The organism is Sphingomonas sp. CD22, assembly GCF_034556155.1.
Classification (GTDB): Bacteria; Pseudomonadota; Alphaproteobacteria; order Sphingomonadales; family Sphingomonadaceae; genus Sphingomonas.
The window spans coordinates 195,945-211,575 of sequence record NZ_JAYDYX010000003.1; the positions used below are offsets into that span (position 1 = coordinate 195,945).

At 69.9% G+C, this 15,631-nt stretch carries 17 protein-coding genes, 1 tRNA gene and 1 other RNA gene; 7 read left to right on the top strand and 12 right to left on the bottom strand.

The window, feature by feature from the left end; all coding sequences use genetic code 11:
- Positions 1–118 precede the first annotated feature (118 nt).
- The 3 genes from tmk to SFC76_RS07225 are packed head-to-tail and all read right to left on the bottom strand — an operon-like array spanning position 119 to position 1,440.
- A complete protein-coding gene (gene tmk, locus SFC76_RS07215; protein ID WP_322848811.1) occupies positions 119–757 on the bottom strand; it encodes a dTMP kinase in 639 nt (212 codons plus the stop codon).
- Entirely contained in the window at positions 757–1,137 is a 381-nt protein-coding gene (locus tag SFC76_RS07220) for a DUF2147 domain-containing protein (protein ID WP_322848812.1), read from the bottom strand. Before SFC76_RS07220 ends, tmk begins: the two co-directional genes overlap by 1 nt.
- Positions 1,138–1,161: 24 nt before the next feature.
- A complete protein-coding gene (locus SFC76_RS07225; RefSeq protein ID WP_322848813.1) occupies positions 1,162–1,440 on the bottom strand; it encodes a chorismate mutase in 279 nt (92 codons plus the stop codon).
- Between the two features lie 101 nt (positions 1,441–1,541).
- Here SFC76_RS07225 and SFC76_RS07230 point away from each other — a divergent pair, with 101 nt between their 5' ends.
- Positions 1,542–2,552, top strand: coding sequence for a polyprenyl synthetase family protein (locus SFC76_RS07230; RefSeq protein ID WP_322848814.1), 1,011 nt, complete (start codon positions 1,542–1,544; stop codon positions 2,550–2,552).
- A gap of 308 nt (positions 2,553–2,860) precedes the next feature.
- Here SFC76_RS07230 and SFC76_RS07235 read toward each other — a convergent pair whose 3' ends face one another.
- Together SFC76_RS07235 and SFC76_RS07240 are read right to left on the bottom strand one after the other, a co-directional pair.
- On the bottom strand, positions 2,861–3,805 hold the full coding sequence (locus SFC76_RS07235) for a cation diffusion facilitator family transporter (RefSeq protein ID WP_322848815.1): 945 nt from the start codon (positions 3,803–3,805) through the stop codon (positions 2,861–2,863).
- A gap of 253 nt (positions 3,806–4,058) precedes the next feature.
- Positions 4,059–4,391, bottom strand: a complete 333-nt coding sequence (locus tag SFC76_RS07240) for a winged helix-turn-helix domain-containing protein (protein WP_322848816.1) — start codon at positions 4,389–4,391, stop codon at positions 4,059–4,061.
- A 103-nt stretch (positions 4,392–4,494) separates the two neighbouring features.
- On the opposite strand from SFC76_RS07240, the gene hrpB reads away from it, so the two are divergent.
- Complete coding sequence (hrpB, locus tag SFC76_RS07245) at positions 4,495–6,933, top strand: ATP-dependent helicase HrpB (RefSeq protein ID WP_322848817.1); 2,439 nt, start codon at positions 4,495–4,497, stop codon at positions 6,931–6,933.
- 9 nt (positions 6,934–6,942) lie between these two features.
- Positions 6,943–7,224 carry an ETC complex I subunit gene (locus tag SFC76_RS07250; protein ID WP_322848818.1) on the top strand — a complete coding sequence of 94 codons (282 nt, stop codon included), beginning with the start codon at positions 6,943–6,945 and terminating at the stop codon, positions 7,222–7,224.
- 112 nt (positions 7,225–7,336) lie between these two features.
- Here the strand turns inward: SFC76_RS07250 and SFC76_RS07255 are convergent, their stop codons facing one another.
- Genes SFC76_RS07255 through SFC76_RS07270 form a run of 4 tightly spaced genes read right to left on the bottom strand, consistent with a single transcriptional unit; the run spans position 7,337 to position 10,047 of the window.
- A complete protein-coding gene (locus SFC76_RS07255; RefSeq protein ID WP_322848819.1) occupies positions 7,337–7,864 on the bottom strand; it encodes an NUDIX hydrolase in 528 nt (175 codons plus the stop codon).
- Positions 7,861–8,532 (bottom strand): hypothetical protein, encoded by a 672-nt coding sequence (locus SFC76_RS07260; RefSeq protein WP_322848820.1) that lies wholly within the window; start codon positions 8,530–8,532, stop codon positions 7,861–7,863. The genes SFC76_RS07255 and SFC76_RS07260 overlap by 4 nt, the downstream gene beginning before the upstream one ends.
- Before the next feature lies 1 nt (position 8,533).
- On the bottom strand, positions 8,534–9,436 hold the full coding sequence (locus tag SFC76_RS07265) for a TPM domain-containing protein (RefSeq protein ID WP_322848821.1): 903 nt from the start codon (positions 9,434–9,436) through the stop codon (positions 8,534–8,536).
- Positions 9,437–9,441: 5 nt separating this feature from the next.
- Positions 9,442–10,047 (bottom strand): LemA family protein, encoded by a 606-nt coding sequence (locus SFC76_RS07270; RefSeq protein ID WP_322848822.1) that lies wholly within the window; start codon positions 10,045–10,047, stop codon positions 9,442–9,444.
- Between the two features lie 110 nt (positions 10,048–10,157).
- Here SFC76_RS07270 and mscL point away from each other — a divergent pair, with 110 nt between their 5' ends.
- Complete coding sequence (gene mscL / locus SFC76_RS07275; protein ID WP_322848823.1) at positions 10,158–10,592, top strand: large conductance mechanosensitive channel protein MscL; 435 nt, start codon at positions 10,158–10,160, stop codon at positions 10,590–10,592.
- Between the two features lie 154 nt (positions 10,593–10,746).
- Here mscL and SFC76_RS07280 read toward each other — a convergent pair whose 3' ends face one another.
- Positions 10,747–11,178, bottom strand: coding sequence for an RrF2 family transcriptional regulator (locus SFC76_RS07280; RefSeq protein ID WP_038662387.1), 432 nt, complete (start codon positions 11,176–11,178; stop codon positions 10,747–10,749).
- A 42-nt stretch (positions 11,179–11,220) separates the two neighbouring features.
- Here SFC76_RS07280 and ssrA point away from each other — a divergent pair.
- Positions 11,221–11,634, top strand: a transfer-messenger RNA (tmRNA) gene (ssrA, locus tag SFC76_RS07285).
- Between the two features lie 20 nt (positions 11,635–11,654).
- On the opposite strand, the gene SFC76_RS07290 is transcribed toward ssrA, so the two are convergent.
- Positions 11,655–12,986 carry a DUF418 domain-containing protein gene (locus SFC76_RS07290; RefSeq protein ID WP_322848824.1) on the bottom strand — a complete coding sequence of 444 codons (1,332 nt, stop codon included), beginning with the start codon at positions 12,984–12,986 and terminating at the stop codon, positions 11,655–11,657.
- A gap of 208 nt (positions 12,987–13,194) precedes the next feature.
- Here SFC76_RS07290 and SFC76_RS07295 point away from each other — a divergent pair, with 208 nt between their 5' ends.
- Together SFC76_RS07295 and SFC76_RS07300 are read left to right on the top strand one after the other, a co-directional pair.
- Positions 13,195–15,051: a YhjD/YihY/BrkB family envelope integrity protein gene (locus SFC76_RS07295; protein ID WP_322848825.1), complete on the top strand. Its 1,857-nt coding sequence runs from the start codon at positions 13,195–13,197 to the stop codon at positions 15,049–15,051.
- Positions 15,052–15,132: 81 nt separating this feature from the next.
- Entirely contained in the window at positions 15,133–15,522 is a 390-nt protein-coding gene (locus tag SFC76_RS07300) for a hypothetical protein (protein ID WP_322848826.1), read from the top strand.
- Positions 15,523–15,542: 20 nt separating this feature from the next.
- Here SFC76_RS07300 and SFC76_RS07305 read toward each other — a convergent pair.
- Positions 15,543–15,618, bottom strand: a tRNA-Phe gene (locus SFC76_RS07305).
- Positions 15,619–15,631 lie beyond the last annotated feature (13 nt).

Sequence of the window (15,631 nt, forward strand, 5' to 3'; positions counted from 1 at the left end):
CCGGCCGCAGGCCGGTGGTGGAGGGGGCCTCTCCGCATAAGACGGGCGTGCCGTATCCTCCCCCTCCGTCAGTGCTTCGCACTGCCACCTCCCCCTGGCGGGGGAGGATCTACTGCCATCAACGCGCCAGGAACCGTTCGACGGCGGCGAGTGCCTGCGCCTGGACCGCGCCCGGTGCGTCGCTCGCGTCGATCACCGCATGCCGTTCCGGTGCGGCCGCGGCCTGCGCACGGAACGCCTCGCGGATGCGCTGGTGGAAGGCGAGGTCGAGGCTTTCGAACCGCCCCTCGTCGATGCCGCCGTCCGACAGGCGCTTGCGGCTGCGCGCCAGTCCCACCGCCGGATCGACGTCGAGCACCAGCGTCAGGTCCGGCCAGAGATCGTCGACCATCTCCGCGTGCAGCTCGCGGATCAGCGCTTCCGACATGCCGCGCCCGGCGCCCTGATAGGCGAGCGTCGACCCCGCATAGCGGTCCGACACGACGACGCGCCCCGCCGCCACCGCCGGCAGGACGACGCGCGCGACATGCTGGACGCGCGCCGCGGTCATCAACAGCAGCTCGGCGCGCGGCTCCCACGCCGCATCCTCGCCCGCCAGCAGCAGCCCGCGCAGCGCCTCGCCCTGCGGCGTGCCGCCCGGCTCCCGCGTGCCGACCACGTCGTGGCCGCGCGCCTGAAGGCCGGCGACGAGCCGGCGGACGACGCCGCTCTTGCCCGATCCATCGACGCCTTCGACCGCGATGAATGCGCCCGCCATCAGTCGCGGCGCCAGATCTGCGACTTGCAGATGAACCCGCCGATCAGGCAGCCGCGCACGTTGAGCGTGTCGCCATCCACCATCGTGACGGTCGATCCGAACGCCCGGCCCATGTCGGGGACGTAGATCTGCCCGGCCCAGCGCTGTTTGCCGTCCGCTTTATACTCGCGCAGCAAGGCGGTGCCGATCAGCGGCGGATAGCCCTTGTCGGCGACGTCGCGCTGCGCCTTGTCGCTGGCGCGGATCACCCAGCCGCACAGTTTATCGCCGCAGCGCCCGGTCCGCACCGCGACGCTGTTCTTGGGATTGTGCCAGGTGCCGAGGATCGCCGCCGACGGCGACGCCGCGGACGCGGCGGCAAGAAGAAACGCGGTGATCACGGGCAGGGAGATGGTCGGCCGCGCTCAGCCGCGCAACTGCTGATGGTGGCGGATCACCTCGTCGATGATGAAGCGCAGGAATTTCTCGCTGAATTCGGGATCGAGCTCCGCGTCTTCGGCGAGCCGGCGCAACCGTGCGATCTGGCGTTCCTCGCGGCCGGGATCGGCAGCGGGCAGGCCCGAGGTCGCCTTATGGCGCCCCACCGCCTGCGTCACCTTGAACCGCTCGGCGAGCAGATGGACCAGCGCCGCATCGATATTGTCGATGCTCTTGCGATATCCCTGCAGCACGTCGTCACTCATGCGTCGCCTTTCTCCGGTCGGTGTCCGTCCCCCATGGGGTGTGTTGCACCCGCGAGCAAGGCTTGCGTTCGCGAAGGCGAGAGGCCACAGCGCAGGGCGAGATGACCGCCACCATCCATCGCCTCGACAACCGTGAGCCTTCGCTGGAGCCGCTGCTTCAGCTCGTCGCGGGGGACATGAACGCCGTCAACACGGTGATCCTCGACCGCATGCAGTCGCAAATCCCGTTGATCCCGGAACTTGCCGGGCATCTGATCGCGGGCGGCGGCAAGCGGATGCGGCCGATGCTGACGCTCAGCAGCGCGCGGCTGATCGGCTATACCGGCACGCGGCACCACCGCCTCGCCGCCTCGGTCGAGTTCATCCATACCGCGACGTTGCTCCACGACGACGTCGTCGACGGATCGGACCTGCGCCGCGGCAAGCGCACCGCCAACATCATCTGGGGCAATCCTGCGAGCGTGCTGGTCGGCGACTTCCTGTTCAGCCGCAGTTTCGAGCTGATGGTCGAGGACGGCAGCCTCAAGGTCCTCAAGATCCTGTCGAACGCCTCGGCGGTCATCGCGGAGGGCGAGGTCAACCAGCTCACCGCCGCACGCCGCGTCGATCTCGGCGAGGACCGCTATCTCGACATCATCAACGCCAAGACCGCCGCGCTCTTCGCCGCTGCCTGCCGTATTTCGGCGGTGGTCGCCGAACGGCCCGAGGGCGAGGAACTGGCGCTCGACGCTTACGGGCGCAATCTCGGCATCGCCTTCCAGCTGGTCGACGACGCGATCGATTACGTGTCGGACGCGGGGACGATGGGCAAGGATGCCGGCGACGACTTCCGCGAAGGCAAGATGACGCTGCCGGTGATCCTCGCCTACGCCCGCGGCGGCGCCGACGACCGCAAATTCTGGAAGGACGCGATCGAGGGCCGGCGCCAGTCCGACGCCGATTTCGCGCATGCGATCGATCTGGTCCGCCAGACGCGCTCGGTCGACGACACGCTCGCACGCGCCCGCCATTACGGCCAGCGCGCGATCGACGCGATCGGCGGCTTCGCCAACGGCAAGGCCAAGGATGCGATGATCGAAGCGGTCGAATTCGCGGTCGCACGGGCGTATTGAGGGCAAGGGGCGCTCCCCTTTTCGGTCGTCCCCGCGCAGGCGGGGATAACGGTCGAAGGCGTTGCTCCCGGACCATGTTAGGCGATCCCTTCAACGCAACTTGGACAAGTTGGACACCTTAATCGAAACGATCAGGGTCCCATCGTTTCCATTTCGACGATGATTCACGAGCGAGAAAGAGCGCGGCGATTGCGCTGCGGCATTAGCATGGCCGCCCCTCTGTAGGACAGCTCTGCCGTATCTTCCCGTGGGTACAAGGGCTTGGGAGGCATGGCAGCCTATCGCGCCGCGATCGGCGGCGCGGGACGTCAGCAACTGGTGCAGGCGTCGCCGCCGATCTCCACCTGCAGCGTCGCATGGCCGATCGCGAACCGGTCGCGCAGCATGACGCGCGCCGCGGCGAGGAAGCCGTCGCCGGGATGACCGGTGGGGATCACCAGATGCGCGGTCAGCACCGGCTCGGTGGTCGACATCGGCCAGATGTGGAGGTCGTGGACCTTGGTCACGCCGGGCAGCGCCTCGAGCGCGCCGGTGACCGCATCGTAATCGATCGCGCGCGGCACCGCGGCGAGGCTCATCTCGACCGTCTCGCGCAGCAAGCCCCAGGTCTGCCAGAAGATGAGCGCGGCGATGACGAGGCTGACCAGCGGATCGATCCAGCCGAGCCCGGTCGCCCAGATCGCGATCCCCGCCAGCACGACGCCCGCCGACACCAAGGCATCGCTGAGCATGTGCAGATAGGCGCCGCGGATATTGATATCGCCCTTGCGCCCGCGCGCGAACAGCCAGGCGGTGAAGGCGTTGATCGCGATGCCGATCCCCGCGACGACGGAGACGGTTAGGCCGGCGACGACGGGCGGGTTGCCGAGCCGCTGCACCGCCTCGGTCACGATCGCGCCGAGCGCGACGAGCAGGAACAGCGCGTTGGCGAGCGCGGCGAGGATCGTCGATCCCTTCAGCCCATAAGTGAAGCGCTTGGTCGGCGCGCTCCGCGCCAGCGCCGCGCCGCCCCAGGCGACCGCGAGCCCGAGCACGTCGGACAGATTGTGCCCGGCATCGGCGAGCAGGGCGACCGACCCGGTCCACAGGCCGGCGCCACCCTCGGCGAGCACATAGGCGATGTTGAGCGCGATCCCGATCGCGAAGGCACGGTCGAACGAGGCGGGGGCGTGGGAATGGCCGTGCCCGTGCCCGTGGCTATGACCGTGGTCGTGGCCGCCGTGATCGTGTCCGTGGTGATGATGTCCGCCCAATGATCCCGTCCGGCTGCCGTCGTGACACCCTGCCTATCATCCGCGGGGCGGGAGATACTAGGACGCGGGCGATGACCTTTTCGTCATCTGGCGGGGCAGGGCGGATAGACCCCGACCCGGATCGTCATCCCGGCGAAAGCCGGGACCCATGGACCCGATGTGTGGCGATGGTGTTCCATCAGTCGCGTCATCCAACCATAGGTCCCGGCTTTCGCCGGGATGACGAAAGTAATTGGACCGTACGCGCAGGTCGTCAGGATTTGCCGAACATGCCGCCGAGGCCGCCGAGGCCGCCGAGCAGGCCGCCGAGGCCGCCCTGTTCGCCGTTTGCGCCACCCAGCAGCGCGCCGAGATTGCCGAGGGCGCCTTCGCCGCCGAGATGGCCGAGGATCTGCTGGAGCACGTCGGGCGAGAGGCCGGTCGAATCGGCGGCGCCCGCGACGGTGTCGCCGGGCTGGGTATGCGCCTCGCCGAGCGCGCTGATCGCCGCGGTGACCTGTTCGGGCGAGAGGCCGATCCGTTCGGCGAGGTTGGTGATCGCGGGATTGCCGGCCACCTGGCCCAGGATGCCGTCCAACAGACCCATGATGCGTCTCCTTCGTTTACGTCGCGCGGCGAAATTGCTGCCGGGCATATAGCAGCTCGCGCGTATCGCGTCGCGCGGCGATCCATGGCATGGCGCCGCGACCGTGACCGACCTGCCGATCCTCGCCGTGCTGCCCGAATTGATTGCCGCGTTGCGCGCGCGGCCCAATGCGGTGCTCGTCGCGCCGCCGGGGGCGGGCAAGACCACCGCGGTCGCGCCCGCGCTGCTGCGCGAGGATTGGTGCACCGGCGAGATCCTGCTGCTCTCGCCGCGCCGGCTCGCGGCGCGGGCGGCGGCGGAGCGGATGGCGGCGCTCGCCGGCGAGCCGGTCGGCGGCACGTTCGGCTATGCGACGCGGATGGACAGCCGGCGCTCCGCCGCGACGCGGGTGACGGTGGTGACCGAAGGCATCTTCGTCGCGCGCATCCAGAGCGATCCCGAACTCGCCGGCATCTCTGCGGTGCTGTTCGACGAGGTCCACGAGCGCAGCCTCGACGGCGATTTCAGCCTCGCGCTGGCGCTCGATGCGCAGGGGTCGCTGCGCCCCGATCTGCGCATCGTCGCGATGTCGGCGACGCTGGACGGCGCGCGCTTCGCCAGCCTGCTCGGCGACGCGCCGGTGATCGAGAGCGAGGGGCGCAGCTATCCGCTCGAATTGCGCCACCTCGGCCGCAGTGGCGACGGCCGGATCGAGGATGCGATGGCGAGTGCGATCCGCCGCGCACTCGGCGAGGCGGAGGGCGGCGTGCTCGCCTTCCTGCCCGGCGTCGCCGAGATCGAGCGGACCGCCGAACGGCTCGCCGGCCTGCCCGACGACATCGTCATCCACGAACTGCACGGCAGCCTCGATCCCGCCGCGCAGCGTGCCGCGATCAAGCCCGAGCCCGATGGCCGGCGCAAGCTGGTGCTCGCCACCTCGATCGCCGAGACCAGCCTGACGCTCGACGGCATCCGCATCGTCGTCGATTCGGGGCTGGCGCGACGGCCGCGCTACGATCGCGCCGCGGGGATGACGCGGCTGGTCACCGAGCGGGCGAGCCAGGCGGCGGTGATCCAGCGCGCCGGCCGCGCGGCGCGACTCGGGCCGGGGGTCGCCTATCGCCTGTGGGAGGAGGCGGCGACCGGGGGCCTGCCGCGGTTCGATCCGCCGGAGATCCTCGAAGCCGATCTGTCGGGCCTCGTGCTCGCTGCGGCGTTGTGGGGCGTCCACGATCCGCGCGATCTCGCCTTCCTCGATCCGCCGCCCGCAGCGGCGGTGGCGGAAGCACGCGAGCGGCTGACTGCGCTGGAGGCGATCGACGGCGACGGCCGGCCGACCGCGCACGGCCGTCGCATCGCGGCGATGCCGATGCCGCCGCGGCTCGCGCATATGCTGCTGCGCGCGGGCGAGATGGGGCAGGGGCGGATCGCCGCCGAGGTCGCGGTGCTGCTGTCGGAGCGCGGGCTCGGCGGCAACGATCCCGACATCGAGGCGCGGCTGCGGCGCTGGCGCGGCGAGCGCGGGACGAAGGCGCAGGCAGCGCGCAAGCTCGCCGAGCGCTGGGCGAAACTGGTCGGCGGCGACTCGGGCGGCAGCGAGGGGGTCGAAGTGCCGATCGCGCTCGCCTTTCCCGACCGGATCGCGCGGGCGCGCGATGCGAGCGGCGAATATTGGGCGTCGGTCGGTGGGCGCGGCTTCCGGCTCGATCCGGCGACCGCGCTGGCGCGCAGCGAATGGCTCGCGGTGGCGGAGACGCAGGGCGCGGCGTCCGGCGCGCGCATCCTCGCCGCCGCGCCGATCGCGCTGGCGACGATCGAGCGGCTGTTCGCCGACCGGATCGAGACGCGTCGCACGGTGGATTTCGATCCGGCGACCGGTGGCGTTACCACGTTGCGCGAGCGGCGGCTCGGCGCGCTGCGGCTGTCGTCGGGACCCGATTCGCAGGCCGATCCCGCGGCGGTGGCGGCGGCGCTGCTCGACGGCGTGCGGACGCACGGTCTTGCGCTGCTGCCGTGGCGCGAGGGCGGCGAGGCGCTGAAAGCGCGTGCGCGTTATGCGGGCGTCGACATCGACGCGCTGCTGGTCGATCGGCTCGACGACTGGCTGCCGCCGCTGCTCGACGGTCGGCGGCGGCTCGACGCGATCCCCGGAGGCGCCTTGACCGACGCGGTGCGTGCGCTGATCGGCTGGGACGGGATGCGGCAGGTCGACCGGCTCGCCCCGCCCGACTTCACCAGCCCGGCGGGCAGCACGCATGCCATCGACTATGCGGCGGAAGGCGGCCCGAAAGTCGAGCTGCGCGTGCAGGCGCTGTTCGGGCTGGCCGAGCATCCCTGCATCGGCTCGGCGCGGATGCCGCTGGTGCTCAGCCTGACCTCGCCCGCCGGCCGGCCGATCCAGACGACGCGCGATCTGCCGGGCTTCTGGGCGGGGAGCTGGACCGCGGTGGCGAAGGAGATGCGCGGCCGCTATCCCAAACATCCCTGGCCCGACGATCCCGCCGCCGCAGCAGCGACGCTGCGCACCAAAAAGGCGGATGCGCGCGCCGCCGGGACGCGCTAAGGAGCCGCCATGCCTACCGCCCGTATCTTCCAGCGCCCCAAGAACGCGATGCAGTCCGGCAAAGCCCGGACCCAGACGTGGAGCCTCGAATTCGAGCCCGCCGAGCCGAAACAGCCCGACCCGCTCACCGGTTGGGCCGGCAGCGGCGACACGCGCGACCAGTTGCGGCTGAGTTTCCCGACGCAGGCGGCGGCGATCGCCTATTGCGAGGCGCAGGGCTTCGACTACGAGCTGATCCCGGCGCCGGAGCGCAAGCTGAAGCTGCAGGCTTACGCCGACAATTTCCGGTAAGCCGGACGGCAATCCTTTAGGGTAAGGTCAACACAAATCCACCCGTCACCCCGGAACAAGTCCGGGTGACGGCGAGGTCCGAACGCGATCCGCCGTACGCCCTCCGCTCCCGCTATCGCCCCACCACTTCGTCGAGCAACCCGCTCCCCAGCAGCAGCAGCATCTTGGCGTCGACCGCCACGCCGTCGCGCCGCTTCGCCGCGACGAAGCCCGCGATCGCCTCGGGCGCGACGCGGTGGACGGTGATGTTCTCCTGCGCGTCGCCGCCGCCGCTGCCGGTACGGGTCAGCCCGGTGGCGAGCACCAAGGTGAAGCTTTCCGAGGTCATGCCGGGCGACGAGAAGAACTCGCCGCGCTCCTCGACGAAGGCGGCGCGATAGCCGGTCTCTTCCTCCAGTTCGCGGCGCGCCGCATCGGCGACGCTCTCGCCCGCGCGCTCGTCGCCGACCAGCCCGGCGGGTAGTTCGAGGCAGGTGCGCCCCAACGGCACGCGATGCTGCTCGACCAGCAGCAACTGGCCCTCGCCGTCGATCGCGACGATCACCGCCGCGGTGATCGCGCCGACCCGCTCGGCATATTCCCAGGTCCCGGCCTGTTTGACCGAGAGATATTTGCCCTTCCAGACGGTTTCGGTGGTCATAGCTCGATCAATCGGTCCGGCAGTTCGTTGGTGTCGTCGGCGCGCGGCGGGAATTGCTCGGCGAGGACGAGGCCGATCTGGCTCACCGCCTCTGCCATGCCGTCGCCGGGGCGACCGTCGCGCGTCGCCGCGATCAGCGCCGCCATCGCCGCGCCCCAGATTTCGGGTTCGACGCGCGTGTGGATCGAGCTGTCCGCGATGATCTCGGCGCGATGCTCGTCGAGCGACAGATAGAGCAGCACCCCCGTCGCCTCCAGCGTCCGCGCCTCGGCCGCGGTGCGGAACAGCATCAACGCCCGCGCATGCACCCGCCGCGCCGCGGTGCTCCCCGGCGTCAGCGCCAGCCGCAGCGGCATATAGGCGAGCGCCAGCCGCACGACGAGGAAGGTCACGGCGAGCAGCACCAGCGCGACGGTGAACAGCCCGCCCGGCGCCGGCGCGCCGTCCCAGGGATCGGCGACCAGCCCGTGCAGCCGCACCGCCGCGTCCGGCCACAGCGCCAGCAGCGCGAGCACGAACAGCATCGCCAGCACCGCCCAATGCAGCGCGACGTCGTGATATTTGTCGGAACGCCGGGCGACGATCGTGACGATCTCGCCGGCGGTGCCGCGCTCCGCCTCGGCCACCGCCGCGGCGACGCGGGCGCGATCGGTATCGGTCAGTTGCATGTCACCAATTCCCCGAAGCGCCGCCGCCACCGAAGTCGCCGCCACCGCCGCCGGTGAAGCCGCCGCCGCCCCAGCTGCCGTCGCTGCCGCCATCGGAGCCGCCGCCCCAACCGCCGCCGCCGCCGCCACCGCCGCCCTGCGACCGGCCGATCTCGTTGGCGATCCCCCACAGCACGATCGGCAGCGCGCTGCCGCCGCCGTCGTCGTAGCGCCGCCCCCACGGCCCGGCGCGCTTGCGGCCGCGGAACAGCGGGATGAGCACGAACAGCAGGATCACGCCCCAGATGATCAGGCCGAACGGCACGCCGCCGCCCTGGCGCGCGGTGGATCGCTTATGCGCCTGATCGAATTGCTTGGCGGCGGTATCGAGCCGCGCCTGCGCCTCTTCGGGCGAGGCGCGCAATTGCTGCGACAGCGCATCGACGCCGGCGTTCATCGCACCGGGAATGTCGCCGGCCTTGAGCCGCGGGATCATGTCCTGATTGATGATGACGCTGGACAAGGCGTCGGTCACGATCGGCTCCAGCCCGCGGCCGACCTCGATCCGTGGCCCGCGATGCCCGGCGGGCTCGTTCGGTGCGATGAACAGGATCGCGCCATTGTTGACGTCGCGCAGCCCGACGCCCCATGCGCGGCCGAGCTTGTAGCCATATTCCTCGAGCGGATAGCCCTGGAGGTCGGGGATCGTCGCGACCACCAGCTGGCGCTTCGTCTCCTTCTGCAACGCCACCAGTTTCGCGGTCAGCGCCGCCTCCTGGTCGGGCGGCAGCACGTTCGCGGCATCGACGACGAGGCCGGTGAACTTGGGGAAGGTCTGCGCCGCCGCCGGCGTGACGATCAGCCACGCCAGCGTCAGCAACAGCGCCGCCCGCCATGCGGCCAGCATCCGGGCGAGCACCGGCATCACCCTCAGCTCGCATTCCCGAAGTTGACCGTCGGCGCGTTCTCCGCATTCGCCGCCGTCGCGGTAAAGGGCGTCAGCGGCTTGGCGCCGTAGAAGATCTTCGCGCCGACCGCGTCGGGGAAGGTGCGGATGCGCGTGTTATAGGCCTGCACCGCATTGTTATAGTCGGTCCGCGCGATGGTGATGCGGTTCTCGGTGCCTTCGAGCTGGCTCATCAGCGTGGTGTAATTGCCCTGCGACTTGAGCTCCGGATAGGCCTCCTGCAGGCGCTGCAGCGACAGCGTCACGGCGCTCTGCGCGCGTTCGAACTGCTGCATCTTGGCGGGATCGGTGAGCTGATCGCCCGACAGCTTGACCTGATTGGCGCCGGCGCGGGCCTGCGTCACCTGCACCAGCACGTCCTTCTCCTGCGCGCCCGCGGCCTTCACCGTCGCGACGAGATTGGGGATCAGATCGGCACGGCGCTGATATTGGTTCTGGACATCCGCCCAGCGCGCCTTGGCGTTTTCCTCGGCGGTCGGCACGGAATTGATGCCGCAGCCGGCCAGCGACACCGATGCGGTGGCGGCCAGGGCAAAGGCGGCAACGGGACGAAGCGACGACATGGACATACTCCTGAGACGGTCTGTGCTAGGGATATAGGACAGTCGACGGGCTTGGCGAGGGCCTAATCGCCATCTACCCTCACGCCCTCTGCGCGGGTAACGAGGGAGACGCAATCGTGTTCAAGGAATTCAAGACATTCATCGCACGCGGTAACGTGCTCGATCTGGCCGTCGCGGTCATCATCGGCGCGGCCTTCGGCCGGATCGTCACCTCGCTGACCGAAGACGTGATCATGCCGGTGATCGGCAAGATCTTCGGCGGCCTGGATTTCTCGGGCTATTTCCTGCGCATGGGGCCGGTGCCGGCGAATTACACGGGGTCGCTGAGCGATTATGCCGCGCTCAAGAAGGCGGGCGTGCCGCTGCTCGGCTATGGCGCGTTCATCACCCAGGCGGCCAATTTCGTCATCGTCGCCTTCATCATCTTTCTGGTCGTCCGCTCGGTCAACAAACTGCTGCCCAAGCCGTCCGCCGCCGCGCCCGCCGAACCCGCCGACGTCACGCTGCTGCGCGAGATCCGCGACGAACTGAAGGCACGGCCGCGGGTCTGAGTGCCAATTCCTCCGTCGCTTTAGCGGGGGAGGGGGACCGCCCGCGTTAGCGGGTGGTGGAGGGGGCGTTTCCGCAAACGCAACTCCGCCGTATCCTCCCCCTCCGTCACCGCTTTGCGGCGACACCTCCCTGGCGTGGGAGGATTGTAACTTGTCACGCCGCGACGAGATGCTCCGCCGTCGCCTCGGCCAGGCTGGTGCCGTCGAGGATCCGCGCGGTTTCGTCTCGGACGCGCATCATCGCGTGGCGGATCGCGCAATCGGTTTCGCTGTAGCAGTCGGTGCACGAACGATAAGCCGTACGGCTGACGCAGGGGACCAGCGCCAGCGGCCCCTCGATCACGCGGATCACCTCGCCGAGCGAGATCAGCCGCGCCGGGCGCGACAGGACGTAGCCGCCCATCTTGCCGCGCGTGCTGGTCAGCAGGCCGGCGTCGCGCAGGTCGGCGAGGATGAGTTCGAGGAACTTGCGCGGCACGTTCGCGGCGACCGCGATCCGCCCCATCGGAATCGGGGGACTGGCAACGGGCGCCTGCGCGAGGAACAGCATCGCGCGCAGCGCGTAACGGGAACGCTGGGTCAACATGATGCCGGCCCTATGACGCCATAATGTGTCGAACGAAAGGCGTGGATTGCAGCCGCTGCGGGTTACGCCTATATGACGGTTACCGGCTTCCAGCCGGCTATGGCGATAAACGGTGGCGTTGAATAGACGCAGCGGACCCGGGGGCAGTACCCGGCGGCTCCACCACCGCAGCTGACCGGACGTCGATGCGCGTGAAGCGTGCCGCCGATCGGCTCAGCTCCGATGACGGGGCCGAACTAGGATCGACGTGTGTTGAAGGGCGCTGTCTTTCGCTCGGAATGGGACCACCGCAACGGCCCATTACACAAGTGCCAACGATAACGAAGCACTCGCGATTGCGGCGTAACTGAGGGCCTAACGGCCTGAAGTTATTCCAAGATTACGCGGTTGGACCCACCGGGCAACAGAAGGGATTCCAGCGGTACGGGGAGCACCGGGCAACAGAAGCTCCCCACCTCACAGCATCGTGAAGCCGTTCAGAGCGGCGCGGCGCGCGCCTTGGCGGCGTGGCCGTAGGCGATGCGGCGCAGCAGCCGTTCCGCCGGCCCCATCTCATGATGCGCCAGCCACCAGCGACACAGCATCGCCGAGATCGCCCAGATCGCCACCGCGATCAGCCACAGCTGCGGCAGGGTGAAGGCGCCGACATAGCCCGCCGCATAGAAGATCAGCGCGCCGAGGATCGACTGCAGGCAATAGACCGACAAGGTCATCCGCCCGAGCGCGCGCAGCGTCACCGCCTGGCCGAACCATCCGGCGCGGAAGGCGAGCACCGCCACCCCGACATGGCCGATCGTCACCAACAGCCGGGCGGGCTCGAACGCCGCTTCCATGACCACCCACGCCCATCCCGGCGCCGCCGGCGAGCCCATGTCGAGTCCGGTCCGCGCGAGCAGCGCGACGTGCAGCCCGCGCAGCAGCAGCCCGCCCGCATAGCCGCCGATCGCCATCCGCCAATAGGTCGCGGCGGGTGCCGCGCCGGTGAGGATGCCCAGCCGGAACAGCGCCATGCCGACCAGCATGAAGCTGATGCTCTCGGCGATGTCGACCCAGCCGGTGATCGTCAGATTCTCGCGCATCCAATAGCCGCCGCTCCAGTGCAGCAGCGTGATCGCATGCGTGCGCTGGGCGATCCGCTCGGCGCGTTCGGCGGCGGTGGGGCGGATGCTGGCGCGATGCTCCTGTTCGGCCAGGATCGCGGCGCGGTCGTCGCTGGTCACCGCCTGCCCCCGGGCGGCGCGCAGGCCGGCCGCCTGACCCTGTTCGAGCTGCGCGGCCTGCTGATGCGTCCACAGCGCGGCATTGGCGGCGAGGCCGGCGGTGAGCAGCGCGGCGGCGAGCAGCAGCGTGCGCGTACGGGCGGCGCGGAAGGCGAGCAGGAACAGGCCGCTGATCCCGTAATTCCACAGGATCTCGCCCGGCCACAGGAACAGCAGCCATTGCGCGACGCCGAACGCCATCAAGGCGAGCGACCGTCGCACCCAGATGTCGAGCGGCTGCGGCGACGCGTCCGCCCCCTCGGCACGGCGCAGCATGATCACCATGCTCGCCCCGAACAGCATCGTGAACAGACCCCGCATCGCGCCCTGCACGAACAGCGTCTGCACGCCCCAGGCGATCCATTCGCCGGTCCAGCCCGCCGGAAACCGGGTCAGCGGGTAATCGGCGACGTCGCCCATGCCGTGGATATTCATCAGCAGGATGCCACAGATCGCGATGCCGCGCAGCACGTCGAGCGTGTGGATCCGCTGCGCCGGCTGGCCGTCGGTGGTGCGATGCGAAGCGTTCGGCTGGAAAGGCGCGTTCATGTTCGAATAACCTGCATCGGGAGCCCGGACGCATCCCTGTCCGGCCCCCGGCCGATGATGCGCCAAGTCGCGCCCGGACACCATCCGTTACACCGGGTTAACGTCGCGTCATACCGCGATATCCCGCTCGCACCAATCGCCGCGGAACCGTGCGCCGCGACACCGGTTCGCCCTTGCACAACGAACGGCGTTATTGGGGGTTACGGGCATGGACGATCGCGAACACGGGGTACACAGCCCCTGGGCGCTGCCGGCGGGCGGCTGGAAGGCCGTCCTCAAGCGCACCTGGGCGGAGACCGGACGCGACAATGTCGGGCTGATCGCTGCCGGTGTCGCCTTCTACGGTTTCCTGGCGCTGGTGCCGCTGCTCGGCGTCACCGTGCTGAGCTATGGCCTGATCGCCGATCAGCAGACCGTGATCGCCGACGTCAACCGCCTGGCCGCCGTGATGCCCGCCGATGCGGCGACGCTGGTCGGCGAGCAATTGATGAACGTCGTCAAATCGTCGGACGGCAAGAAGGGGTTCGGGCTGCTGCTCGCGCTGGCGCTGGCGCTGTTCGGCGCGCGCAACGGCGCCGGTGCGGTGATCACCGCGCTTAACATCGCCTATGAGGAAGAGGAGAAGCGCGGCTTCATCAAGGTCAATCTGCTCGCGCTCGGCATCACCGCGGCGGCGGTGATCGTCGCCTTGGTCGCGGCGCTGGCGATCGCCGCGCTCGGCAAGCTCGAGGCATTGCTGCCGGGCGCGCCGGGCGTGATCCTGGTCGGCGGCAAGCTCGCCTCCTATTTGCTGCTGCTCGTCGCCGGCTCGGCCGCGGCGGCGGCGCTGTACCGTTTCGGCCCGTCGCGGGCGCAGGCGCGCTGGACCTGGCTGACGCCGGGGTCGCTGTTCGCCGCGGCCGGGTGGTTGCTGCTCAGCCTCGGCTTCGGCCTCTACGTCGCCAATTTCGGCAATTACAACGCGACCTACGGCTCGTTGAGCGCGGTCGTGGTGATGCTGACCTGGTTGTACCTGTCGGCCTATATCCTCGTCTTCGGCGCGGAGATGAACGCCGAACTGGAACACCAGACCTCCGCCGACACCACCACCGGCACGGCACGACCGCTGGGCAGCCGCGGCTCGTGGGTGGCGGATCACGTCGCCGGCGATGGCGCGGCACGCGGCGAGCGCATCGATGGGGACGCGGCGGCACCGGACGATCGCGAGTCCCATGCCGCCGCGCAGGAATTTGCGGCGAGCCGTGCCGCGGCCCGCGCGGGGCAGGTCGTGGGGCTCGGCAAGGCGGGGCTGATCACCAGCGCCTCGGCGACGCTCGGCCTGCGCCTGCTGCGCAAACGGGGGCAGGCGCGCACCGGCGTCGCCGTGCTGGGCGCGAGTGCGCTGGCCGCGTGGCTGACGCGCGAGCGGGCGCAGGTGCAGGCGGTGCTGTTCGACCTCGACGGCACGCTGGTCGACAGCAACGATTTCCACGTCGAGGCGTGGCACGCCGCCTTCGCCGAAGCCGGGCATGCCGTCGATCGCGATGCGATCCGCGGTCAGATCGGCAAGGGCGGCGATCTGCTCGTGCCCGCGCTGCTGCCGGATGTCGCGGCGGCGGATCGCGAGCGGCTGGCGGCGCGGCAGGGTGAGCTGTTCAAGGCGCGCTATCGCGACCGCGTTCGCCCGTTTCCGGGTGCCGCCGATCTCGTCCGGCGCGTCGCGGCGAGCGGCCGTACGGTGGTGCTCGCGTCATCGGCGAGCGGCGAGGATCTGGCGCATTATCAGCGCTTGCTCGATATCGCCGGCGCGGTGGATGCCACGGTTTCGAAGGACGATGTCGCGACCAGCAAGCCGGCGGGCGACATCTTTGCTGCGGCGCTGGCCAAGGCGGGCGTCGCGCCGGGCCGTGCGATCGTGCTCGGCGATACCCCCTATGACATCACCGCCGCCAAGTGCTGCGGCGTCGCCGCGGTGGCGGTACGGTCGGGCGGCTTCGACGACGCGGCGCTGCGTGGGGCGGTGGCGCGCTATGACGATGTCGCGACGCTGCTGGCCGGCTTCGACCGTTCGCCCCTCGCCGACTGACGCCAGCCATAGCTTCACGCCTCCGTATCTGATATAGACTCGCAATAGCAGATACGGAGGCGGATGATGAGCGGAGCGTCGATGATCGAGGTCCCCGCGGGCACGACGCGGCCGCCCGGCGTGGCACCGTCTGTGATCGCGCGCGCCGCGCGATGCTGGCGCGCCGCGCGCGACAAGCGCGAACCGGTGCAACAACGCCTGCATGCGCTGCTCGCGCCGCTGGGCTATGACATGCTCGCCCCCGTAATCGACAGCGTGATGACCCTGGGCGAGGCCTGTCTGGGACGGCCGCTGTGTCGCGGGTGTCCGTTCGGACCCGACGGCGACGAGGCGTTGCTGTGCCGGCTGATCGCCGATCCCGAGCGGCTGCATCGGCTGCCGCCATGTATGGCGGCACGACGCGATCCGACCGCACGCGCGATCTTCGCCGGGGCGCTCGCCTCGACCGTGGTGATGATGGAGATGGCTTGACCGCGCGACGGGCGGGGAAGTGGTGCCCGGGGACGGATTCGAACCGCCGACACTGCGATTTTCAGTCGCATGCTCTACCAACTGAGCTACCCGGGCAGGGTGGAAAGCG

Coding starts and splice junctions, on each gene's coding strand:
- SFC76_RS07265 (WP_322848821.1), bottom strand. CDS start 9,436: ATGCCGGTGCTCGCCCGGATGCTGGCCGCATGGCGGGCGGCGCTGTTG.
- SFC76_RS07270 (WP_322848822.1), bottom strand. CDS start 10,047: ATGTCCATGTCGTCGCTTCGTCCCGTTGCCGCCTTTGCCCTGGCCGCC.
- SFC76_RS07230 (WP_322848814.1), top strand. CDS start 1,542: ATGACCGCCACCATCCATCGCCTCGACAACCGTGAGCCTTCGCTGGAG.
- tmk (WP_322848811.1), bottom strand. CDS start 757: ATGGCGGGCGCATTCATCGCGGTCGAAGGCGTCGATGGATCGGGCAAG.
- SFC76_RS07225 (WP_322848813.1), bottom strand. CDS start 1,440: ATGAGTGACGACGTGCTGCAGGGATATCGCAAGAGCATCGACAATATC.
- SFC76_RS07240 (WP_322848816.1), bottom strand. CDS start 4,391: ATGGGTCTGTTGGACGGCATCCTGGGCCAGGTGGCCGGCAATCCCGCG.
- SFC76_RS07255 (WP_322848819.1), bottom strand. CDS start 7,864: ATGACCACCGAAACCGTCTGGAAGGGCAAATATCTCTCGGTCAAACAG.
- SFC76_RS07250 (WP_322848818.1), top strand. CDS start 6,943: ATGCCTACCGCCCGTATCTTCCAGCGCCCCAAGAACGCGATGCAGTCC.
- SFC76_RS07280 (WP_038662387.1), bottom strand. CDS start 11,178: ATGTTGACCCAGCGTTCCCGTTACGCGCTGCGCGCGATGCTGTTCCTC.
- SFC76_RS07300 (WP_322848826.1), top strand. CDS start 15,133: ATGATCGAGGTCCCCGCGGGCACGACGCGGCCGCCCGGCGTGGCACCG.
- SFC76_RS07260 (WP_322848820.1), bottom strand. CDS start 8,532: ATGCAACTGACCGATACCGATCGCGCCCGCGTCGCCGCGGCGGTGGCC.
- SFC76_RS07295 (WP_322848825.1), top strand. CDS start 13,195: ATGGACGATCGCGAACACGGGGTACACAGCCCCTGGGCGCTGCCGGCG.
- SFC76_RS07290 (WP_322848824.1), bottom strand. CDS start 12,986: ATGAACGCGCCTTTCCAGCCGAACGCTTCGCATCGCACCACCGACGGC.